Below are 22611 nucleotides of genomic sequence, written 5' to 3' on the forward strand. Positions count from 1 at the left end.
AGCCTGACATACTTGTCATAGAGGGTGAGCGTGCATGAAAGATATTTTGAGCAGCAATCGGTATATGAAGGTCGAATTTCCTTTCTGGATTACCCGAACGGTACAGGGCTCGATAGCTGAGCATGGGCATGAGTTTGTTGAGCTCGTGTATGTCGTTCGGGGCAAAGGGATGCATGTATTCCAAGGGACCCGCTACGAGGTGCACGCCGGGGACGTGTTTATTATCAATCCTGGCGAAACGCATGCCTATGAGGTGGAGAAGGGCGAGCAGATGGAGATTATCAACTGCTTGTTTATGCCTTCTTTTATCCCCGACGCGCTCTTGACTGAGCTTGAAATTACCGGTTCGATGGACTACTTCTACGTTCACCCTTTTCTTGATCACGATGTTCGCTTCAACCATAGGCTTAATCTGCACGGACAGGATGCCGTCGGCGTGCTGAATCTGCTCGAGAATATGATCCGCGAAATCAATAACCGCTCCATCGGCCATACAACGCTTATTCGTCTACAGATGATTGAGCTGCTCGTGCTGTTATCGCGCTATTACACGATGATGTCTCAGCAGCGGATTCATCCATCTCCGCGCCAGCTGGACCGCGAGATGACCGCGAGGCGGATTTATGGTTATCTCGAGCGTAACTATGAGAAGAAGATTACCTTGCAGTCGTTGTCGCTGCTGTTCAATGCAAGCATTCGGCAGCTGAATCGGCTGATGCAGGAAGAATATAACCGCAGTGTCTTCGAGGCGCTGCACGAAATTCGGATCGAGCGCGCGAAGCATCTGCTGCTGGAGACCGAGGAGAAAGTTATCGTCGTTGCCACGATGGTCGGCTATGAGGATCAGTCGTTCTTCAACCGGTTGTTCATGCGGCATGTCGGCTGCTCGCCTAAGCAGTATCGGGTGACGGGCTGATAAGAGGGAGGTGGAGCATTCATGAATATCCAATCACGATTGCAGCCGAATATATTGTTCATCACTGCCGATCAGCTTCGTTATGACTGCGTCGGCTACAGTGGCAAATATCCTGTTCAGACGCCGAACCTCGATAGCCTGGCGGAGCAAAGCACCGTGTTCCATCACGCGTATTCACACTTTCCTGTCTGCAGCCCAGCGAGACAATCGCTGCTGCATGGCAAGCGGCCCGAGACATTCGGTGCGCTGTGGAACTACAATTCTTTCTTGCCGGTTGGCTATCTGCAGCCGGAGCAATATACGTGGTCCAAGCAACTGGAGGAGGCGGGATATCGCTCTGCCTTCCTCGGCAAATGGGGGGGCAGTCCCGATTTCGACCCAACCGCGTTCGGTTATGAGTCCTATGTAAGCGAAGCGGACTACCGTGCATTTCGGCAGAATCGATATCCGGACCTCAAGTACTCGAATGGATTTTTTGGCGAAAATAATCCGGTGGCACTAGCTGATGCGGAGACGCACTGGTTCGCGGACCAAGCCATTGAAGCGATGGAGAACTTCAGCCAAGGAGATCGTCCTTGGCATATTGCGCTTCACTTTGCCGAGCCGCATCTGCCTTGCCGCCCTTCGGAGCGGTTCGCGGAGATGTACGACCCGGCGGAAGTGCCGGAGTGGGATGGCTTCCGGGATCATTTCCAAGGCAAGCCTTACATTCAAGCCCAGCAGCTGGTTAGTTGGGGCGTGGAATCGTACACATGGGAAGACTGGGCGCCGATTGTCGCTAGATATTACGGTGTAATCAGTCAGCTGGATGATGCGATCGGCCGAGTCGTTGCCGCATTAACGCGGACCTTGCAAGCTGACAACACGATTATCGTGTTCACAGCGGATCATGGCGACATGTGCGGGTCGCATCGAATGATGGATAAGCATTATATCCTCTATGATGACGTCGTGCGTGTGCCGCTTATGATCTCACTGCCAGGCCAGGTCGCAGCTGGGACTGAACGGGAACAGCTCGTCTACAACCTGCTCGATATTGGTCCGACATTGCTTGATCTCGCAGGACTCGAATACCCGGGAGATTGGTTTCATGGGAAATCTCTAGTGCCTCTGATCTCAGCGAGTGCAGCAAATGAATCACCTGCGACGAGCGATTGGCGAGAGCAAATCGTGGCGACATACAACGGCCAGCAGTTCGGGCTGTACACGCAGCGGATGATTCGGACGAAGGAATGGAAGTACGTCTGGAATTTGACAGACGTCGACGAGCTGTATGATCTGGTGAATGATCCAGCCGAGCTGCACAACGCGATCGCGCTGCCAGAGCATCAAGAGCTCATCGCCGAGCTTCGTGTCCGGCTCTATGAACAGCTGCGGCAAGATGGGGACCCAGCCATCGCGAATGAATGGACAAGACGCCAGCTGCTTACCGGAGCGAAAATGAATCATCGAGCCTAAACAAAGGACCATCCACGGACTGGATTGGTCTTTTTTTCATGGACGCGGATAGGTATCTATGTTAGATTATGTTACATAGAAAATCTGAAGGGAGGCTTGCCGTATGCGTAAACTATGGAATCATCGCAAAGCTTGGGCTGGTTACGCGTTCGTCATTCTTGCCTTGCACATTGGCGGCATCATTGGGCTTTCGATTGCGGGCCGGAACGATCCAGCCTTCTGGAGCCTCGGCTTGCTCGCATACTCGCTCGGTATGCGGCATGCCTTCGATGCGGATCATATCGCCGCCATCGATAATACGGTGCGCAAGCTCGTACAGCAGAAGCACAGCCCGCTCGGCGTTGGCTTCTATTTCTCGCTTGGCCATTCGTCGGTCGTGTTTCTGATGGTGCTCGGCGTCGCTTTTTCCGTCAAATGGATCCAGCGCGAAATGCCGTCTCTACAGGAGACCGGCAAGCTGATCGGCACATCGGTATCCGGCATTTTCCTCATTCTTATCGGCATTCTGAACCTGATCATTCTCGTCAACCTGTTTCAGCTTTTCCGCAAAATGAAGTCAGGCCACTACAAGAACGACCAGCTGGAGCAGCTGCTCGAGGCAAGAGGGCTGTTCTCGCGGATCTTCCGTCCGCTGCAGCGGTTTATTAGCCGGAGCTGGCATGTCTATCCGCTTGGTTTCTTGTTCGGTCTTGGTTTCGATACCGCATCAGAGGTCGGTCTGCTCGCATTGTCTGCGGGAGCTGCGAAGAGCTCGGTGTCTATGCTCGGTATCCTTTCACTCCCGCTATTGTTCGCTGCTGGCATGAGCTTGCTCGATACGGCGGACGGCATGTTCATGACGAAAGCCTATCGTTGGGCATTCCACACGCCGCTGCGGAAGCTGTTCTACAACGTCACCGTGACGAGCGTGTCCGTCGTTTCCGCACTGCTCATCGGCATGGTCGAGCTGCTGCAAATTATGGAAGAACGGCTGGAATGGTCATCGCCGTTCTTCCGATGGATCGCTTCGATCGATCTTGGCGATCTCGGTTACGTGCTTGTCGCGCTCTTCATCGCAGCTTGGCTTATCTCGGTGATGGTGTGGAAATCGCTGAAGGTGGAGCAGCGGTACTAGAAGGCTGGAACTGAACTTGCTATAATGATTGCATCTAATACGAGGTGATCATATGGCAAAGAAGATGAAGAACAGAGCGGCGCAGCACTATCAGCTTGCCGCGGCGAAGGAAGAGAAACCGGCTACGCTGGGAGATATGCTGCGTCCGGAGATGCTCGATAAGCTGAAGGCTGCCGGCCAAGAGCTGAAGTCCGCGGAAGAGGCGCGCAAGGAAGAAGCTCGAAAACGCGAGGCGGAAGCGCGTGCGGCAGAGAAGAAGCGGCAGGAGAATGACTTCGAGTATTTGCTCAACAATACGAAAATGGATTGGCGCTCGCACAAGAGCTAAACTCGGCTAAGCTTCGAAGCGATTTGGTGATAAGTTGATATTCGATCGTGTCTCATTTCAGTTCCCGCTTGGCAGCAAGATTGCGGTTTCCGGCCAGAATGGCTGTGGCAAAACCACATTGTTCAACATGAATTTCGACCGAGAGGATGGCATCGTCCTATCCCCAAAAGCAGAGATTGGTTATTTTCGCCAGTGCGGATATAAGTTCAAGCTGAACCTGGATGTCATAACGTACATGCAGCGGGACAGTGATTACTCTGTTTCGGATATTCGCGCTGTACTCTCGTCGATGGGATTCAGTCATCAAGATGTGCGAAAGGAGCTATCTGTATTAAGCGGAGGCGAGATCATTAAACTGCAGCTTGCTAAGCTGCTGCTTGGTCGCTACAACATTTTCCTTATGGACGAACCGAGCAATTTTCTGGATCTCATGGCTTTAGAAGCGCTTGAAGCGATGATGAAATCGTACACAGGTGCAGCAAACGCTCGACCTATCCGCTGGAACTGCTGGTCTTACACGGGTAGAGTTTACAGGCGTATGCGCGGTTCAACTGCCGCTTCTCCCGCTTGCAACGAATATAACCGTTTTCGTAACCCGAGGACTGACCTCAGCAGATGTTAACGTATTCTCGGCTTCACAGAACCTGGACCTTAGTATTCTTGGTGCACAGTTGATTTCGTTCTCCGGTTCGGACTTCAATGCGCCAAATATTGCCAACCAAGCCTATTCCGTATTTATTGAAGCCTCCGCGCTCGGCACGATTCGCGTAGGTCCTGAGAGCTTTAACTTCACTGCGTACTCCGACTAATTTTTCCCATTTCGCAAAATAGAGATGTGCACAATCAGTACCTGCATGCTATAATGGGGTATCTTGTAGTTGCTTAGGAGGTATCCAATTAGACATCATGTGGACTTAATTCCCTTGTCGTTCATGATTTTCGATATGACGATTAGAGAAGCTCAGCCTGTGCGCTAGAGCGGAATTGGTTACGTGTGTCTATAGGAGCTGACTCCTTATACTACTCGATCCCTGTGACGACATTCTCGCAGGTGTATTAGAGTTTATTTACACACACCATTTCTGTTCATTATTAGCCGCAGGCGCATCCTGCGGTTTTTTTGCGTCGTCCGAAGATCATCGCCCTTGTCAGTAGTCAAACTCTAACTAGAAGTGGTGATCCGTATGACACTATTAACAATTCGCGCATTAAAGAAAAGCTTTGGCGATAACGCCGTACTAAATCAGGTCGATCTGGACCTGGCAGCACGAGAGCGTGTCGGTCTCGTTGGGATGAATGGAGCGGGCAAGACGACGCTTGCGAACTTGATCTTCGGCACGCTGCAGCCGGATGAAGGGAAGCTGACCTATCATCGGGAGCAGCTAAAGATCGGCTACTTGCTGCAGTCGACGTCCTATACCGTAAATACGTTCAGCAGCATGATCGATGATGTGGAGCATTCGCGCGAGGCTGAACAGTTCCTGCAAGTGACGAGCCATCTTGGCTTGCGCAAGGTGAAGGAGTGGGACGGCGATCGGCTTGCCGGATTAAGCGGAGGCGAGAAGACGAAGCTGGCCATCGCGCATATTTGGGCATCGAAGCCGGATATTTTGCTCCTTGACGAGCCGACGAACCACCTGGATTTCCAGGGTGTCGACTGGCTAGTGGCGGAGCTTGAGAAGTTTAATGGAACGACGATTATCATCTCGCATGACCGCTATTTCCTGGATCAGACCGTTGATCGCATTATTGAACTGGACGATGGCAAGTCGATCAACTACTCGGGCAACTACACGTTTTACCGTGAGGAGAAAGCCCGCCGTTATCAAAGCCAGCTGCACCAGTTCGAGGAACAGCAGAAGGTTGAGCAGAAGATTGAAGCGGAGATGAACCGGCTCAGGAACTGGTCGGATAAAGCGCACCGCGAAGCCGGGAAGACGGGGAAAATGGCGGAGATGCGCGGGGTCAAAGAGTTCTATCGCAGCAAGGCGAAAGCAATGGATAAGGCAATCAAGTCGCGTCTTCATCGGCTGGAGAAGATCGAGCTCGAAGGTGTGAAGAAGCCGAAGGAAGAAGCGAAGGTCTCGTTCGGTTGGGACAATCCGGAGAAACGCGGCAGGCGCATTGTGGAGGCATCCCGCATTAGCAAAGGATATGGCGAACGGAAACTGTTCCATGACAGCTCGTTCTATATCGGTCGCGGCGAGAAAATCGGGCTCATCGGGCCGAACGGCAGCGGCAAAACGACCTTCATCGAAATGCTGCTCCGCGAGAAGTCCGTTGATGCTGGTCAGCTGTGGCTGAGCCCTACAGCGAATGTTGCGTATTTAACGCAGGATGTGAACGATCTCAGCCAGAATCAGACGGTCTTGGAGCTGCTGCAGGAAACGCATGAGCTTCGCATTGATGTCGGCAAATCGAGGACGCTGCTGGCGAACATGGGCTTCGATGCTTCGATGCTGCAGAAACCGATTCATCAGTTAAGTCTAGGCGAGCGTACGCGCGTAAAGCTGGCGCAGCTCATGATGCGGGAACAGGATATGCTCATCCTCGACGAGCCGACGAACCATCTCGATCTCGCGAGCCGTGAGCATCTGGAGGAGACCCTTGAAGAATATCAAGGGACGCTTATTATCGTTTCTCACGACCGTTATTTGATCGACAAAATTTGCTCGAAGCTGCTCATGTTCCAGGACGGTGCGATCAAGCGAGTCGAGAGCGGCTACGCCGAGTGGCGGGAGCGGGAAGCAGGGCCGGCTGTCTCAGCGGAAGCGGAGGCAATGCAGCTTGAGGAAGAGAAGCTTATCATTGCGAATCGGATGACGTATTTGCTTGGGGAGCTGAGCAAGCTGAAGCCGACAGACGCCGGGTACGCGCAGCTCGATGAGGAATTCAAGCAGCTCGCTCAGCAGAAGCGGAATTTGAATGCCCGCTGAAACTTTTTGGAAATTTGCTTCGTAAGGAGCTTTAGAGGAGGCGGTTCTAATGAAGCTCTATTTTCGCGACAATTTCTTTAACGCCGGACAGACGGAGATTCTGAATGGGCAGAACGATCGCGTCGGAGAAGTTGACCTGCGCAGCATGTTCGGTTCTGGACTTGATGTATATGACGGCAGCGGCAATCCTGTATATAGCGGCAGCTTTCCTTTTCTGTCGGGCAAGTGGTCGATTTCCGGACCATCCGGAGAAGAGGTAGGCTTGCTCCGTGCAAGAATGTCCTTCTTCTCCAAGAAATTCGAATACGAAGCCTACGGTCGCGGCGTATACGAGATAATCTCTCCCGCGTTCTCGCAGGAATACGAAGTGATTGATGAGAACGGCGCGCTTGCTGCTTCCTTCGCAAGAGTCAGCAACTGGTTCGAGTCGTCTGCGTATTGCCTGGAGAACTTCACTCCATCGGTTGACAGTTATGAATGGATTACTGTCATTCTCGGAATGCACGAAATACAGAAGCGGCAGAGGTAGCTCCTGAATATAATGAGGTATCGTTTGCAGCAGTGAATGAATGACAACGTATTCACCGCCGCATACTAATCGCTACACGGCTGTGCAGTCTGCATCAGCCTTCAGACAACAGGGCGGTGACGACATCATGTATGCAGATGTTACCTCGGAATGGGATGTTTACTTATTGGCTGGCGTCGGTTCAAGAAGGACGATCTTCAGCGAATGCGTCAAGGAGCTGCAGCACAGGTTAACCGATAACGGAAAGATCTCCGCGATTCGCGAGCTGTTCCCTTACGGCGACCATACGCATAATTTCTTTCAGCAGCTGCTGCAAGTCCGCAAGGATCTATACCGTCTCCGGAGGGCGGTACAGTTCGGTGCGAGGGCGGTTGCCGCACAGGTGCGGAAGCTATCCGCCGGCAGGCCGGTCATCTTCATCGGCCATAGCGGGGGCGGAGTTGCCGCGTATCAAGCGGCGGTCTTGCTGAGCGAAGAAGGCTGTATCACCGATTGGCGGGTCATCCAGGTCGGTTCACCGAAGCTGCCGATTCAGCGGGAGCATAATCATAAGGTGCACTATGTGGTGGCTGTGAATGAGGACGGCGAATGCGCGGATTATATTACGCGGCTTGGAAGCTGGGGAGGCATCTGCCGAAATCGGTTCGGGATGTGGTATTGGAACCGGTCGAAGTATGCGCCGAAGCATATCATTCCGCTGACGCTCGTCGGCGGGCACCAGCATTATTTTCGCAGAGAAGCGCCATATGTGCATCCGGAACGCGGGTCGAACCTCGTCATCACCATCGATACGATATGGGATCGTGTACTGCGCGAGATATGCTTGCCGGCGTCCCATGTGATATAACAAGTAACCGCGGTCCTGATGGACCGCGGTTTTTGCATTTATTCGTCTGCGTCCAGCTCTGGAGCTGGTGTCGGCGAAGCGGCTGCTTCTGTTTCTGATGCTTCCGCTGTCGCTGGCGGACTTGCGCGCATCTTGCGGGGCTTGGCCATTTCGGCATCGAAATACGCTTGAAGCTCCGCCACTTTGCGTGGATCCTCCAGGGATACTTTGCCTTCAAGAACGTGCCGGGCGATTGCGGTCCAGGTAGGCGTTACCTTCTGCTGCGCGATAATACGGATGGCGTTCTTGACAAGTTTGCGTTCTTTGGCATTCGAGTAGACGTCCTTGAATTGCTGGATTCGTCCGAAATCAAGCTCTTGGAACACTGCGCGGAAGATGTCTCCGGTCATCCGTGCATCTTCAAGTGCCCGGTGCGCGTTGTTGTCTTCGCCGCCAAGCCCGAGATCGGTCAGGGCGGCCTCGACGCTGACGTCATTCGTGACGCCTTTGAAGTGAATATATCCTTTAAGCAGGTCATAGTACTTCGCACCCATCCAGTAGGCATCATCCATCTTATGCATGCGCGTATCGAACACGATCCGCTTCATATCTTCGCCGCCCCAAGTGACGATGAGGAAGTCCTCGTAGGGTCCGAGCCAGCTCAGAAATTCGGAGATTACCTTCGGGAAGCTGTCTGCGGCATCGATCCCCTCTTGGGGAATGCCGGTTTTCTTCTTAATGAATTCATTCAATTTGGCAAAATAAACCGGTTTAATTAATGCCGTAAATTCATCGACCGGCGTAAGCGACTCGTTAAGCCGCACTGCGCCAATCTCGATGACCTCCATCGGCAATTCGCTTGCAAATTTTCGTCCGTTAAATTCGATATCAAGAATAATATAGTCCACGCAGTGCCTCCGGTGTTTACCTGAAATTCGTCGTACTACTTAAGTCTAACGCTGCTGCGCGCAAAGAGCAACATTGGCATTTCGATCTGATTTAATAGATAATGAGAGTACTGATTTTTAGTGATTTCAGGCGCGGCGCCTATTGAATCGGAGGGATTTCGTGGTTACTTTTCTTCAACTTAATACGATATTTCTAAGCATGATCATGGAAGCCATTCCGTTCATCCTGCTTGGTGTTATTGTGTCGGGACTTATTCAGACGTTTCTATCAGAGAGATGGATCTCGCGGCTGCTGCCGCAGAACCGGTATCTAGCATCGCTGCTAGGCTGCGGGGTCGGATTGTTCTTCCCTGCGTGCGAATGCGGGATCGTACCGATTACGAGGCGGCTTATTCGTAAAGGCGTTCCGCTCCACGCGGGCATCGCGTTCATGCTGACCGGGCCGATCATTAACCCAGTTGTGCTGTTTGCTACATATATCGCGTTCGGCAATGATTGGCGGATGGTGCTAATCCGCGGGGGATCTGCCGTCGTCGTTGCTTATGTGACCGCAATTGTTATCTCTTACCTGTATCCGAAGCTGCCGATGAGGCTGCATGAAGCTGCGGTTATGGAAACTGCAGCCGGCGATGCGGGTTCTGCAGCTGCTGCGCATTCTGGACATGCTCATAGAGCCGAACGCGAGCCGCTCCACCGTCGCTTGTATGATGTCATGCTGCATGCTATTGAGGAATTCTTTTCGGTTGGAAAATATCTGGTGCTCGGCGCTTTCATCGCTGCATCCATGCAGACATTCATTCCGACATCTTCGCTCATGCATATGGGCAATAATCCGGTTACGGCTTCGCTGGTTATGATTGGATTGGCCTTCGTCATGTCGCTCTGTTCGGAGGCGGATGCGTTCATCGCTTCCTCGTTCCGAAGTACGTTCTCGGTCGGCGCGTTGTCGGCTTTTCTCGTGTTCGGTCCGATGATCGATATTAAGAATACGCTGATGCTGCTCGGCGTCTTTAAAGGACGGTTCGTGATTGTGCTGATCGCACTCGTCGCGGCATGCACACTCGGTACTTCGTTACTCGTAGGGAGGCTGTTCGGATGATACGTCTTTATATTTTGGCGGGATTCTCCTGCTTGTTCCTTATGATGCACTTGAACGGCAATTTGAACAAATATATCAATACGAAATACGCCTATTTGTCTGAAAGCGCGATCGTGCTGCTCGTCACCCTGTTCGTCTTCGAATTCATTCGACTGTACGCCAAGGAGAGAGAGGCGAATCGGCGCAAGACGAAGGAACTGCTCGGAGATGAAAAGGTGGGCGGGGATGATCACGCGGCACACGGCCATAATCATGCTCACACTCACGGTCACAGCCATAGTCATGACAGTCACGACCGTGACCACGAACATCATTTGCACCATGCTCATCACGACCACGATCATCATGGACATTCGCACGATGAACCGATCCGGTGGAAGAGGTATCTCGGTTATGGGATTCTTATTTTCCCCCTGATTACAGGGTTTTTCCTGCCTGTTCAGACGCTCGATTCCAGCTTTGTTAAGGCAAAAGGCTTCTCGTTCCCGAACTTCGACGCATCCGCAGACAATCCGGGATTCCACCAGTTCCTGAAGCCGGACACAAGCGTCTTCTACGGCAAGCAAGGCTATGCGAAGGTGTCGAAGAAGGAGCTCGAAGAGTTCAGCAATATGAAGAACGTGGAGCTTAATGACATTAATTATTTGAAGGGGCTCGAATCGATTTACAATTACCCGACGACATTCACGGGGCGCACGGTCAGCTTTGACGGGTTTATTTATAAAGGCGAGCAGGTAGAGGGCAATCATTACTTCGTATTCCGCTTCGGCTTCATCCACTGCGTTGCGGACTCCGGGGTGTTCGGGATGCTCGTCAATTTCCCATCGGACGCGACCTTCCATGACGACGATTGGGTTCATGTCACGGGTAAGCTGAATTGGACCTTCTATCAACCGTTCAAACAGACAATTCCCGAACTGACCGTTGAGAAGTGGAATTCGATTCCGAAGCCGAAGGATCCATATGTTTATCGCGCTTAGTTATTGAAATCCCAAATCATGGAGGTATCGATATGAAGACAGAGCATTCTCAAGTGCGAGCGCAAATGCAAGATCAAGCGAAGGTTCATCCGATTCTGCCCTATATGCCAACGATCTTCTTCCCCGTACGTGACTTGAAGCAATCCATCGAGTGGTACACGAGACTGTTTGAAGTGTCAGTCGAGCCGAAGCAGGACGGCGGCGGTATCTATTACTTCACCTTCGAGGGAACGGACATCATTCTCGACAGCAATATTTGGGGCTTCCCGCCGACGATTATGTTCGATGCGAGCGACATTGACGAAGCATATTCGTTCTGTCAGCGCAGCCAGCTGCCGATCACGAGCGATCTGTTCCGGTATGAGCATGTGGCGTTCTTCAACGTACAGGGGAACATGCTCTGTCAGCATGTGCGCCAGCCGAAGGATAAGGATCGGCAGATGCACCCGCTGCTGACGCGTATTGTCCGGGTCATTGCTCATGCGAATGATCGCAAGGAAACGGAAGACTGGTACAGCCATTTCCTCGAGCTGCCCGCTAAGCCTGATTCCAAATTCGCAGGGCTGACTTCATTCCGTATGAAGAGAGGCGCGGATTTGCTGATCGATACGAACGAGCTTGCACAGACGGAGAAAGTGCATTACGACAGGCTTCAGCTTGATCTTCGCGTCAATCCGATCGTTGTCATTGAGACACCGGATATTGCCAGTGCTCTCGAATTCGTGCGCAGCAAAGGAGCTGAAGCTTCGGAGGGTATCGTCAATCGGCTCGGTCAGCAGGTATTCACATTCTACGATCCCGATGGGAACGGGCTAATGGTCGTACAGCGATAGTAAATCATAAAAAGGCTCTTCACTCACAGCGACATGTTACATGCGCTGCTGAGCGGAGAGCCTTTTTACATGAGTGAATATGGGTAGGTGCTACTCATCATGCGTCTCAATGAGAATGACGACTTCGTTCGAATAGACCGTATTCGAAATTTGAACGCCGTTCACCTCATATGTAATTGCAGCACGGATTCGGAATCGGATACGACTCTGGAAGGGGGGATCCGACAGCTGGAGCCGGTACGTGATAACAACCGTTGCACCAGGATCAAGGATGCCGATAAACACGCCTTCACCTGGGATAACATGTACTTCGCGTCCATTCACATAGATAACGAGCCCATCGAGCGACGTTTCATACGGAATGAGGACGTAGAGCGTGACTGCTGCAGCATGATTCCCCGAATTCGTCAGGCGTACCGTGACAGTGCCGAGCGTAATGCCATTATCCGGATTCGCATACGGCAGCGGTCTGCCATTGATGCTTGGCGCTATATTACCGAGCTCGATACCTACCAGTGTATGGGATGAGATCTGGCCGGGGTCCGTACGCTTGCCCACAGGCACAGCAAAAACGTGCAGTATTTCTATAGAAGAAGCGCTGCACGCAAAGGGCCTAAGTTTATCGATTAGATGACACGACGTGCCGTGATGTACGTCTTGTCCCAAATGCTGCCTTTGAACGTCGAGATTGTGACGCCGATCCCGACGCGATACGTTTGAAGCACTTTGCCATTACCCATGTAGAGACTGACATGGTTGATTTTTCCATCGCGGTTCGTATCCGAGAAGATCAAATCGCCCGCCTTCAGATTGCTCTTGGACACACGTGTGCCGACATGAGATTGATCGCGAGAGGAGCGGGGCAGCGTAATGCCATTTCTCTTGAAAATATATTGCGTAAAAGACGAACAGTCGAACGAGCTCGTAATGCCCGATTTTGCGCCGAACTTATAAGGTGTACCTAGATAGTGTTTGCCTGTTGCGATGATATTATTAACAAGTCGAGTGTCGGAAGCCGACGAAGCGTGAATCGTCTGTGGCTTAATCATCAGCCCGCCCGAGCAAAGGATCGCTGCGCTAAGCGTGATGCCGAGCAGCTTCTTGCCGAAACCCTTTTTATTTAAAGTTGTCGTGATTGTATTTGTAGTTGTTGTAGTAGTTGTTGTAGTTGTTGTAGTTGTTGTTGTATTCATGTTGTGATCCTCCTGCATGGAAAGTATTTTGACATCTGCCGTGTGGTGTTGACCTGTAACACTATAGCACGGTTATGATTGCCACCACTTTCCAATGTGGATGAAATCCCAGTAAATCCGCTGTATTGGCTGCATTTGTTAAAACTTCATGAGAAAAGCTTCATGATAATGGAATTGACAATAAGAAAAAGCCAATCCAGATATGCAAGCATATCCAAATTGGCTTTCACGATGGAACCCTATGTTATTTAGTAGTGCGGGAAATGAGTTTGAAGTCATCATAATGAAAGCCAGGTGCTACCACGCAAGAAACGAAGACGGGTTCATCGCCGAGCGGCTTCGCTTTCTGCCATACGTTTGCAGGAACGAGTGCTTGCGGCCGTTGACCTTTCGAAATATCCGGACCGACGATGATTTCCTCGGTCGTATGCGGATCTTCATCCGAACCGCCAAGCGTCAGAAGCAGCGGACTGCCGGAATGCCAGAACCACAGCTCGTCCGACAAGACGACATGCCATTCTGACTGGCGGAAATCTCTTGTACACTAAGAAACCGTACACTACTACACACATCAAGGCTTTCACGCCTTTTGCTGTGTGTAATTTTTTATTAATGGTGTGTAGAAGTCAAGTGAATTCTTCCTTCCTTATTTAATGTGTAATATGTGTAAGAAATGCAGGAGAATGTAACTATTTGTCGAATGTAATGTATAACGAAGATGATCATCCGATGGGGGACACAGCCTCGTATTGAACGATTGGGTGTGGGTAACTCGAAGAGTTATCCACGCCCAATCGTGAAATAGAGGGACATTACAATACAAAACGAAGGTGGATACATCATAAATGCGCTCTTTGAAAGCTGAAAGAACCCTTCGTGAGGATGGAATATATTCGTATGTGGTAATTGACGATGATTACAACATCATTGAAGAAATAACGTGTTTCTTGGACTACCTTGAGACAAAGGGGCGTTCGGAGAATACCATTGAAACATACAGCCATTGCCTTGCAAAGTACTTCGAATGGTTAAATTCGGAAAACTTGAAATTCTACGAGGTCAACAAACGGAAAATGATCTCGTGGGTAAAGTACTTAAAATCTGACGATAAGAATATGGCAGCGGTGACTGTTAACAAACACCTAGCGGCAGTTGGTTCCTTTTACAATTACTATGAAGGCATCGGCGGTTTCATAAGTGAGAATCCGTTAAAAACCAAGGTAGAACGGGAAAGCAACTACTTCACACATACAGTGTTAAGAAAGGAGTTGGATATTGGCTTTTTTCGGCAGAAGGTTACGAAGAAAACTAATAATTTGCGATTATTTCCAAATCAAGTCGAGACTCTCTATAACACGATCGATGAATTAGAGATGAGCGACGATTTAAAGATGCGGGGAAAATTGCTCTTTCGTATTCTGTATGAAACGGGATGTCGTATCGGTGAAGTTCTAGGTTTACGGTTAATGGATTATACAGAACCTGATCTAGGAAGTAAGATTGGGTGTATAAAAGTCCAGAAACGTGATCCTTTGTATCATAAAGATCACAAAATAAAGACATTGGAACGTGAGATTCCCGTTTCAATGGATTTGATATTCGCAATTGATGAATATGTGTGCTTCTCACGTCCTGAGAGTCCTTTTGAGACGATATTCGTGCAACACAGCTCTTCTGATAATGGAAAATTTCTAACACGAAATACACCATCGGAATTGTTTGAACAGTTGTCATTAAGAAGCAACATTAAATGTACACCGCATAAATTGCGCCACACACACGGAACGGAACTTACAGAATTGGGTTACAACTCTGTATATGTACAGCACCGTCTCGGACATAGCTCCATCCTGTCGACTAGCAAGTATCAACACCCATCATATGAATCGCAGCGCGAAGCATATGAACGAGTAATGGCGCGAAATAAAATGGCGGTGCTAAAATGACTGTACTAGATATCGGCAAAATAAATTTAAAATCCGATAGATGGGATTTGCAGAACTCAAGCAGCCTAGGTGATGTAGTCACATTTTTCTTTGATTTCATTCCGAATCAATGGGTAAAGAAGACAATTAAAGAGCTAACCATTGATTCAATCGCTCTGGGAAAGCCATCTCTAATGACCCTGATTCGTTATAATACGTCCCTGAAGCATTTCTTCGCTTTTTTAAAGGAGTACTCTATTGAGTTAAATAGCTTTGCCGACTTGACCAATCGGCACACAGAGATGTTTGTGTTTTATTTACAACAAAGTGGCATGGCTAACTCTACATGCAGTATTGCAATGTCCACTCTGAAATGGATAATCGAATATGGTCAATTCTTTGATTACGATGGTTTTCCAGAACGAGAAATCTTCGACGGACAAGAATACTCTAAGCTTAAGACGGAAGATGTTTTGAAAACAAAACATATTTCAGACGAAATTATGATTAGAATCGAATCTGCTTTAGTAAACGATAAAGATACCATGCTTAAGTGTCTGATAGAGATCGGAATCGACACGGGCATTAGGTTATCTGAGGCGTTGGAGCTTGAACGCGGTTGCATTATTGAAGATTTTACAGGAAAGCCTATTTTGCACGTAGTATCAAAGAAAAACAATACTGAACGTTTTATACCTGTATCTGTTCGCGTGAAGAAAGCAGTAAATACTCTGGAGACACTTTCAGAAGAGGCTAGGATTGGACTCGGTTCAAACCTAATTACGTGTTATCGGATGAAAATAACTAAAGGCTATAATAGAATGACACAAGCTTATTTCAGAAAAAAACTTAAGTACTTCATTAAACGGAATGACTTATATGATAGCGATGGTGGTTTGTATCCCTTAACCTATCACGCATTACGGCATACGCTTGGCACTAAAATGTTGAATTGTGGAATGACCATTTTTGAAGTTCAAGAATACCTGGGGCACCTTTCTCTGCATTCGACAGCAGGCTATGCGAAAGTCTTGTCCGAAACGGTAAGTCAGGAGTACAACAAATTGGGTTTTGTTGGAAAAATTGTTGAAGGAATTAATCAAAAAACGTTGGGCGAGGATAAGCGCTTCGATCCTGAGACGCTTAAATCAGCTGCATTACCTGATGGTTCTTGTGTGAAGCCAATAAGCAATGAAGGCAAGATATGCGCAAAATATAACATGTGCATCATTTGCCCTAAATTCGTAACTACGCCTGATCATCTACAAATCCACAAAGATCATCTAGCACGGATATTGTCTGATAAGGAGGCTTATATGGCTGCCGAATACATTGGTACCTCAAACCACTTACAAGTCATTGAGACCGCTCTGAAAGCGGTTATAGAGCAATTGGAGGTAATGGTGGTTGGCAAGCATTAAAAGCAGAATCGAATTGTTTGACTACACTCCCGTAAAGCCTGAAATGGATTTTAGATGTGGGGCCAATAGATTTTCAGACAATGTCTGGGATTTCAACGGTTTTGTTCCAATCGAACATCTACGAGGAAAAAAATTAATGCTCGATTTTGAATTCGCGATTCATAAGCCTCGCATGCTGAAAACGATAAAATGGTTTATGCATCACGAATTAACAACAGGTAGCTTTCAAACCGCGAAACGCAGCCTTGACGGGATTATTCGGTTTGTTAAATATACAAACGAATTCTGCCCAGATATTGAAAGTTTTTCTGAAGTCAATCGATACTTTCTGGAAAAATACTTCACATATGCGTTGAATGCGCGAAGTGAAACCAACCCAGGAAATCGATTAAGCATAACCAGTATCAAGAAAATCGCACTGGCTATCAAAGATTTGTTATTGGTCGGGAATGTAAAGCAATGGGATGTACCCGACAATGTGAAATTTGTCATGCCACTTTATAAAGACAAAATCATCGAGAACAAAAATCTAAAAGTCAACAAAGCTGTTGAGGAGCAAAAGTTCAAAGAAAAGCTTGGGGATGAACAAATAATTGACCGGATTATAGAGATTGCATTGAACGACTTAGACAAACAAGAGAATGTCATCGCTGCTTCTGCGGTTGTTATTATGTCGCAGTTAGGATTACGAATATCAGAACTGCTAATTATTCGTTCTGCTCTAATTGAGGAGTTTAATGGACAGAAGCAATTCAGTTACGTGACTGCGAAACTGAATCACGAACCTGTTCGGGTTTATAAACCCGCAAACGAGTTGGTTGTAGAAGCAGTCCGCGCATTAGAAGCCTATACAAAGTCTTTCCAATCAGAGTGGGATGGTCCATCGTACCTTTATCTTCATAAAAGAGTAGAGAAAGCTAAAGTTGATCGAGTTTCCCATGGAAATTTCAACAAAAGCTTCATTCGGCCATGGATAGAAAAACATCACATTAAAGATTCAAATAACAATTCGATTGACTTCACCGCGCATACATTCAGGCATGCATTTGCAACTTATGCATTAAAGGGCGGAGCAAGTATAGAAGTAATATCTAGAATTATGAATCATAAATCGATTCGTGGCACAACTCATTACTCCCACGTAATTGAAAACGAAGTAAAACAGAACTTCGCCAAGATATTGCACGAAGGTGCGATTATTTCAGGCAAGAAAGCTCTGCAAATCAAAGAAAAATTGAAACTTCAAAATCCATTCAAAGGTAAAACCATTGACCAAGTGGATAAAGTTCGCAGGGCCATGAAGATTCAAATCTTGTCACACGGCTTGTGTCTGCATCATCCAATGCGCAATGAGCCATGTACAGGTGACGGTGTTTGCCTGGGCTGCCAAAACTTCCTGACTACGCCTGAATACTTGGGAGTGCACAAAGGTCGTTTAGAAAAAATTCAACGAGAACTGTCTGCCGCACCACCAAATGGTCCTTACGAATCAAAACTGAAAACTATGGAATCGTATTTGATTGGTGTAATCAACGACTTGGTAACGCAAATGAAACACAGCGGTCAGGTTGATCGGTCGGAATACGTAGATGTTGTGAGTGTATGGGGGAGTGGCATGTAATAATGAGTACGGATATATCGAACCCAATGCTAGAAAAAGTTGATAGAGCTATAACCAACTTGAAACGTGGTAATCATAAATTAACAATAGCTGGTATAGCTAAGAAAGCAGGGATTGAACGAAAGACCATTTATAACCGTCCAGATCTTAAAGAGCGCTGTACGCAAGCAATTGCAATACAAAAAGAGCTCGTAAAAGGACCGCATGAAGTAGACGATGGAGTGAAGCTAAAGAGTTCTGAGAACTTAGCAGATCAGAAAGATCGTTTGAAGCGCGAGCTTGAAAAGGTTAAAAACGGTAACGCAAAATTATTGGAAAATAATAGAAAACTTGTTTTGGAAAAACATGAGCTGCTTGCACAGATTGAGTCAATGCAGGAGCTTATAAAAGAACTGCGAAATAAAAAAGTTGCAGTGCTTTAATAAAAGATGCTCGCTATATAAAGCAACATTTCTAGCCTTAGTATTTAACAAGGCTAAGAGATGTTGCTTTCATTCTTGGGTCCCGCAAACATTTTAACGATAATATACAAAAATCTACACTAAGTATTCTCGTTCTCCCCTGCAGCTGTAATTTTATCGCTCGAGATCTAGCCCCTTGCTTTTTTTTCTGAATTGACTGAACACCAAGCTAGGATCGCAAACCACCGAGAACAAAAATGTTCAAGTTTTTGCGTGTCTTTCTAGAATCAAGTACTAAAAAAACGCAAATCTATTGATTTCGACAAATCCGTACTAAAACGTATGATTGAGGCTGTATTAGGTATATCTTCCTTCATTCCGCTTTTAACGTAGCGAGCATGCTGATTTTCATAGGGTTGTTCCACACGTTCAAACCGAAGTAAAGCATACGTTTGTTACTTGTAGGAACGGGAATGCTTCTTGTTTCCGCGTTGCTATCGATGATCATCAAGAATTCACTGACAGAGATCATCTTTGTCGCACTAAACCTCGCTAATGCGGTTTTCCTTTTTTTCTGGGCAGTACCACAGTTATCTAAAAAAGGCAGGCAGCTATAAACTAAGCATTGTACTAGCATTCCCCTCCCTTCAACCCAAGGAATCTTTCCAATCTAAGTATGATTATAATTCAGACCAGCAGAAAGCCTTTCCGTTCTAACAAGCGGGCATGAAGCTGGGGATCAAGCTTTAAAGTTAGGAGCTCGAATTCTTCGTGGATAACATGGGGGTTCACTCGCTGCCAGAAGATAAAGCGAGTGCTTTTATTAATGTTGTTCCGGATAAGCCTGTTATAGGTAAGAAAAAGATCATTGAAAGTATAGTTCACTTTTACCAGAAGTTCATTTTGAAATCAAAATGTATGGAAATGTAATACTTTATATCCACATTATACTGCTTACCTGTCAACACTATGGCTGATATAATCGATCAAGTCTGCCATTAATCATTCACATTATTGGTGAGTTATTGGGAGGGAATGAACAATATAGAAAGGTGGAACTACTTATTTCAATTGTTGAAAGGTTTGAAATTGTTTTACTACATACTACATTCATCTTTTTCTAGCTGGGGGACTGATTGCATCAATGGCAAAAGTTAAAAAGAAGTTTTTCCGTGTTTCAACCTTACTTGTATCACTTGGATTGGTGTTTAACTGTTTATCTTCGTCAACCACAAATGCTGTTCCTATTGATGCGGAAGGTAATCCAGAACTAATCAGCGCTACAGAAGTTAGTGAGCTACCTACCAAACTGCCTAAAGACAAGCAGGAGCTAGTAAGTAAACGGACCAAATACTCTACCCGATATTTGAACCGTGATGGTAGCTATACTGAAGAAGTCTTCAAGGAACCGCAATTCTATCTGGACAAAGTGGATAATAAGTGGAAGAAAATAGACAATACACTCAAGAAGAGTGGAAAGAAAAATAAAAAATTTGAAAGTGCTGCAAATGACATTATTTTTTCATTTTCTGAAGAGTCTAGTCCTTCCGATACGGAAGCAGTAACGGATCCCGATAACATTGAACAAGAATCGGGGACGAATCCTAACAATACGGAACAAGAAACAAGTACAGGTTCGGACATTATTGAACAAGAGCCTAACACGAATACGGAAAACACAACAACACCTGTTGAGCAAGAAAATACAGAGCTTCCGTTACAAGAGGAAGCAACTGATATAACAACTCAAACTGAAACAGATATGGCTGTTTCTTCTGATCAAGAAGGAACAGTAGAAACGGAAGCTCCTGATTCTTCCGATCAAGAAATTGTTATTACAGAACCTGCATCACCTGTTCAGACAGAGCAGGGAGGAAGTAAGGGCGCTTCGGAATCTGTAAAACAAACGGATAGCCTTGTTTCCGTAGAAGAGAACGATAACAGCGTTGGCTTTACGCCAGTAGGTGCTGAGCAGGTTCAAGGTGTAGTGAAGGATAATCAAATTACCTATCCAAATCTATTCCCGGCAACCGATGCTCGCTATACTACAAATGGTGATTCGTTGAAGGAAGACTTGATCTTGCATAGCTTTACGAACAACATCTTCTCTTTCGAACTTAACCTGAATGGCGTTACGCCAAACATGGAGAATGATGGCACAATCAGTTTTAAAGATTTAAATGGCGACACGAAATGGTATTTTGATAAACCATTTATGGATGATGCAAATGGCAAGCACTCGGACGATGTGAGACTCGAGCTGCGCGAAGATAATGGTAAAACATACGTCGATGTCGTCGCGGACTCTGCCTTCCTCCAAGAAGCGGATACGGTATATCCCGTAACGATTGATCCGACGATCTCAAATTCGGATGTAATGCGAGATACATTTATCTCCAGTACAAACCCAAATACGGCCTATTCCAGTGCCGCAAAAATGTATACGGGTAAACATAGTACATACGGCACAACCCGAACGCTTGTTCAGTGGTATTTGCCAAGTCTGCCAAATAGCGCAGAAATTTCTACAGCTACCTTTAAAGCTTACCAGTCGAATACAAGTGCAACAACGAACGCGACGATTGACCTTTTCCGGATTACAGACTATTGGACAGGCACCGGAGCAACCTGGAACAACCCCCCAACGATTCCCGCGTCGCCTTATGCATCTGTCACGAGTAATGTCGTGGGCGGGTACTATACGTGGGATGTATCTAATCTCGTAAAAGACTGGTATTCAGGAGCACGGCCGAATTACGGCTTTTTGCTGAAGCAGCAAAATGAAAGCACAACAACCTATCGTAGCTTCAGTTCCGTCAACGATACAGCCAACTTGCCGGTACTCACGATCAATTACAATATCGATCCGATTGGTATTGGACCGAACTGGTTTACAACAGAAGATGGTGTTAATCCAACCAATGGTAATCTTGTAAAGCAGCAAATGGATTTCGATCTCGTAAGGACGTATAACAGCAAGCAATCGTCTATTGCAGGCATATTCGGTTATGGCTGGCTCGTCAATGCCGAGATGCATCTGGAAAGAAACGTAGCAGGTCCAGTTGCTTTGATGGATGAAGACGGTACTCGTCATTATTTCGGTCAGGATGGAGGCTATGTAGCACCTGACGGCATATATGCAGATCTTGTTAAAAATGCTGATGACACCTATATGTTGACTGCCAAGGACGGCACCGTGATTGATTTTACGACAGACGGTAAACTGTCCAAGATAACAGAAACGACCGGCAACACGAAGTCATACGCTTATGGACCGAACGGGAAGTTGAGCACAATCAACGACGCTGCACGTGGAATAACGACTTTTGAGTATGGGACGAATGGCTATGTTTCGAAGGTTACAGATCCCGAAAACCGTAGTTTCAATTATAGTTACGATGCATCTAAAAACCTGCGAACGGTAACGGATGCTAACGGTAATGTGACAGCTTTCGAATATGATAGCGCTCATAACATGACAAAAATCACTGATCCGAACAATACAGTAAGAACCATCGATTATGTTTCGGAACAGGTTACCAAGTATTTCACGACGTTTACGACAGGTGGAGTTGTCGACACAAATACGAGCAATTATAGCTATGATGCAGCCAACATGATGACCTCGGTAACAGATGATGAGGGGAATCGGACCGACTATCACTATAATGCAGATAAAATTATTGATAACGTTACGCAGGTTTCCGCAGACGATCATGTGCCGCCTACGCCAGTTACAAATCTGCGCGCAAGTGCGTCTGGAGCAACAGGTATTACACTGGCATGGGATGCCGCTACAGATAATGTTGCTGTTTCAGGATATGAAATCTACCAAGATGGAACGCTAGTCGGTTCATCCATGGAACCAACTTGGTCAGCCTCTGATTTGACACCTGGATACTCTTATGAGTTCTCGGTTGTTGCATTGGACGCCGCAGGTAATCGTTCGACAGAAACATCAGTAACTGCATCAACACTTTCATATAAAAATCCTGTGTATGAATATGATGCATCCAACCGGCTTATACGCATTACGTATGATACCGGCGCGGTTTACGAGTATTCATACGACAACAATGGGAACTTGCTGAAAGTCACCAAGACAAACTAAGGAGCGATACAG

19 protein-coding genes and 2 pseudogenes are annotated in these 22611 nt (G+C 47.3%); 17 read left to right on the forward strand and 4 right to left on the reverse strand.

Translation table 11 applies throughout. The features are described from left to right. Nucleotides 1-34 precede the first annotated feature (34 nt). The 8 genes and pseudogenes from A8990_RS16545 to A8990_RS16580 all read left to right on the forward strand — a co-directional run bounded on the left by A8990_RS16545 (nucleotide 35) and on the right by A8990_RS16580 (nucleotide 8128). Nucleotides 35-916, forward strand: coding sequence for an AraC family transcriptional regulator (locus tag A8990_RS16545; protein WP_116190153.1), 882 nt, complete (start codon nucleotides 35-37; stop codon nucleotides 914-916). A 21-nt stretch (nucleotides 917-937) separates the two neighbouring features. Further along, nucleotides 938-2374: a sulfatase family protein gene (locus A8990_RS16550; RefSeq protein WP_116190154.1), complete on the forward strand. Its 1437-nt coding sequence runs from the start codon at nucleotides 938-940 to the stop codon at nucleotides 2372-2374. Between the two features lie 103 nt (nucleotides 2375-2477). Continuing rightward, complete coding sequence (locus A8990_RS16555; protein ID WP_116190155.1) at nucleotides 2478-3488, forward strand: HoxN/HupN/NixA family nickel/cobalt transporter; 1011 nt, start codon at nucleotides 2478-2480, stop codon at nucleotides 3486-3488. Between the two features lie 52 nt (nucleotides 3489-3540). Beyond that, entirely contained in the window at nucleotides 3541-3816 is a 276-nt protein-coding gene (locus A8990_RS16560) for a YqkE family protein (protein WP_116190156.1), read from the forward strand. Nucleotides 3817-3829: 13 nt separating this feature from the next. Further along, nucleotides 3830-4291: pseudogene (locus tag A8990_RS16565) on the forward strand (ATP-binding cassette domain-containing protein); the annotation flags it as partial. A 709-nt stretch (nucleotides 4292-5000) separates the two neighbouring features. Beyond that, nucleotides 5001-6752, forward strand: coding sequence for a ribosomal protection-like ABC-F family protein (gene abc-f, locus A8990_RS16570; protein ID WP_116190158.1), 1752 nt, complete (start codon nucleotides 5001-5003; stop codon nucleotides 6750-6752). A gap of 49 nt (nucleotides 6753-6801) precedes the next feature. Beyond that, nucleotides 6802-7281: an LURP-one-related family protein gene (locus tag A8990_RS16575; protein WP_116190159.1), complete on the forward strand. Its 480-nt coding sequence runs from the start codon at nucleotides 6802-6804 to the stop codon at nucleotides 7279-7281. A gap of 40 nt (nucleotides 7282-7321) precedes the next feature. Continuing rightward, entirely contained in the window at nucleotides 7322-8128 is an 807-nt protein-coding gene (locus A8990_RS16580; RefSeq protein ID WP_116190160.1) for a hypothetical protein, read from the forward strand. A 38-nt stretch (nucleotides 8129-8166) separates the two neighbouring features. Here A8990_RS16580 and A8990_RS16585 read toward each other — a convergent pair whose 3' ends face one another. Next, complete coding sequence (locus A8990_RS16585; protein WP_116190161.1) at nucleotides 8167-9015, reverse strand: 3'-5' exonuclease; 849 nt, start codon at nucleotides 9013-9015, stop codon at nucleotides 8167-8169. A 160-nt stretch (nucleotides 9016-9175) separates the two neighbouring features. On the opposite strand from A8990_RS16585, the gene A8990_RS16590 reads away from it, so the two are divergent. The 3 genes from A8990_RS16590 to A8990_RS16600 are packed head-to-tail and all read left to right on the forward strand — an operon-like array spanning nucleotide 9176 to nucleotide 11927. Next, the gene (locus A8990_RS16590) at nucleotides 9176-10114 is read left to right on the forward strand and encodes a permease (RefSeq protein WP_116190162.1); all 939 of its coding nucleotides are present in this window, start codon (nucleotides 9176-9178) and stop codon (nucleotides 10112-10114) included. After that, nucleotides 10111-11094 (forward strand): TIGR03943 family putative permease subunit, encoded by a 984-nt coding sequence (locus A8990_RS16595; RefSeq protein ID WP_116190163.1) that lies wholly within the window; start codon nucleotides 10111-10113, stop codon nucleotides 11092-11094. The genes A8990_RS16590 and A8990_RS16595 overlap by 4 nt, the downstream gene beginning before the upstream one ends. A gap of 32 nt (nucleotides 11095-11126) precedes the next feature. After that, complete coding sequence (locus tag A8990_RS16600; RefSeq protein ID WP_116190164.1) at nucleotides 11127-11927, forward strand: VOC family protein; 801 nt, start codon at nucleotides 11127-11129, stop codon at nucleotides 11925-11927. Between the two features lie 90 nt (nucleotides 11928-12017). Here A8990_RS16600 and A8990_RS16605 read toward each other — a convergent pair whose 3' ends face one another. The 3 genes and pseudogenes from A8990_RS16605 to A8990_RS16615 all read right to left on the reverse strand — a co-directional run. Continuing rightward, nucleotides 12018-12491 (reverse strand): hypothetical protein, encoded by a 474-nt coding sequence (locus A8990_RS16605; RefSeq protein ID WP_116190165.1) that lies wholly within the window; start codon nucleotides 12489-12491, stop codon nucleotides 12018-12020. Nucleotides 12492-12553: 62 nt separating this feature from the next. Then, nucleotides 12554-13120, reverse strand: a complete 567-nt coding sequence (locus A8990_RS16610; RefSeq protein WP_116190166.1) for a C40 family peptidase — start codon at nucleotides 13118-13120, stop codon at nucleotides 12554-12556. 244 nt (nucleotides 13121-13364) lie between these two features. After that, nucleotides 13365-13643 (reverse strand): annotated as a pseudogene (locus tag A8990_RS16615) (cupin domain-containing protein); the annotation flags it as partial. 322 nt (nucleotides 13644-13965) lie between these two features. Here A8990_RS16615 and A8990_RS16620 point away from each other — a divergent pair. From A8990_RS16620 to A8990_RS16645, 6 genes are all read left to right on the forward strand, one after another. Continuing rightward, nucleotides 13966-15066, forward strand: a complete 1101-nt coding sequence (locus A8990_RS16620) for a tyrosine-type recombinase/integrase (RefSeq protein WP_116190168.1) — start codon at nucleotides 13966-13968, stop codon at nucleotides 15064-15066. Beyond that, nucleotides 15063-16466, forward strand: a complete 1404-nt coding sequence (locus A8990_RS16625; protein ID WP_116190169.1) for a tyrosine-type recombinase/integrase — start codon at nucleotides 15063-15065, stop codon at nucleotides 16464-16466. The genes A8990_RS16620 and A8990_RS16625 overlap by 4 nt, the downstream gene beginning before the upstream one ends. Continuing rightward, on the forward strand, nucleotides 16453-18087 hold the full coding sequence (locus A8990_RS16630; protein ID WP_245996059.1) for a tyrosine-type recombinase/integrase: 1635 nt from the start codon (nucleotides 16453-16455) through the stop codon (nucleotides 18085-18087). Before A8990_RS16625 ends, A8990_RS16630 begins: the two co-directional genes overlap by 14 nt. Nucleotides 18088-18089: 2 nt before the next feature. Continuing rightward, a complete protein-coding gene (locus A8990_RS16635) occupies nucleotides 18090-18509 on the forward strand; it encodes a DUF6262 family protein (protein ID WP_116190170.1) in 420 nt (139 codons plus the stop codon). 750 nt (nucleotides 18510-19259) lie between these two features. Then, nucleotides 19260-19418, forward strand: a complete 159-nt coding sequence (locus tag A8990_RS31590) for a hypothetical protein (RefSeq protein ID WP_181909620.1) — start codon at nucleotides 19260-19262, stop codon at nucleotides 19416-19418. Between the two features lie 214 nt (nucleotides 19419-19632). Further along, nucleotides 19633-22599: a DNRLRE domain-containing protein gene (locus A8990_RS16645; protein WP_116190172.1), complete on the forward strand. Its 2967-nt coding sequence runs from the start codon at nucleotides 19633-19635 to the stop codon at nucleotides 22597-22599. Nucleotides 22600-22611: the final 12 nt, after the last annotated feature.

It is taken from the genome of Paenibacillus taihuensis (genome assembly GCF_003386535.1).
Taxonomy (GTDB): domain Bacteria; phylum Bacillota; class Bacilli; order Paenibacillales; family Paenibacillaceae; genus Paenibacillus_Z; species Paenibacillus_Z taihuensis.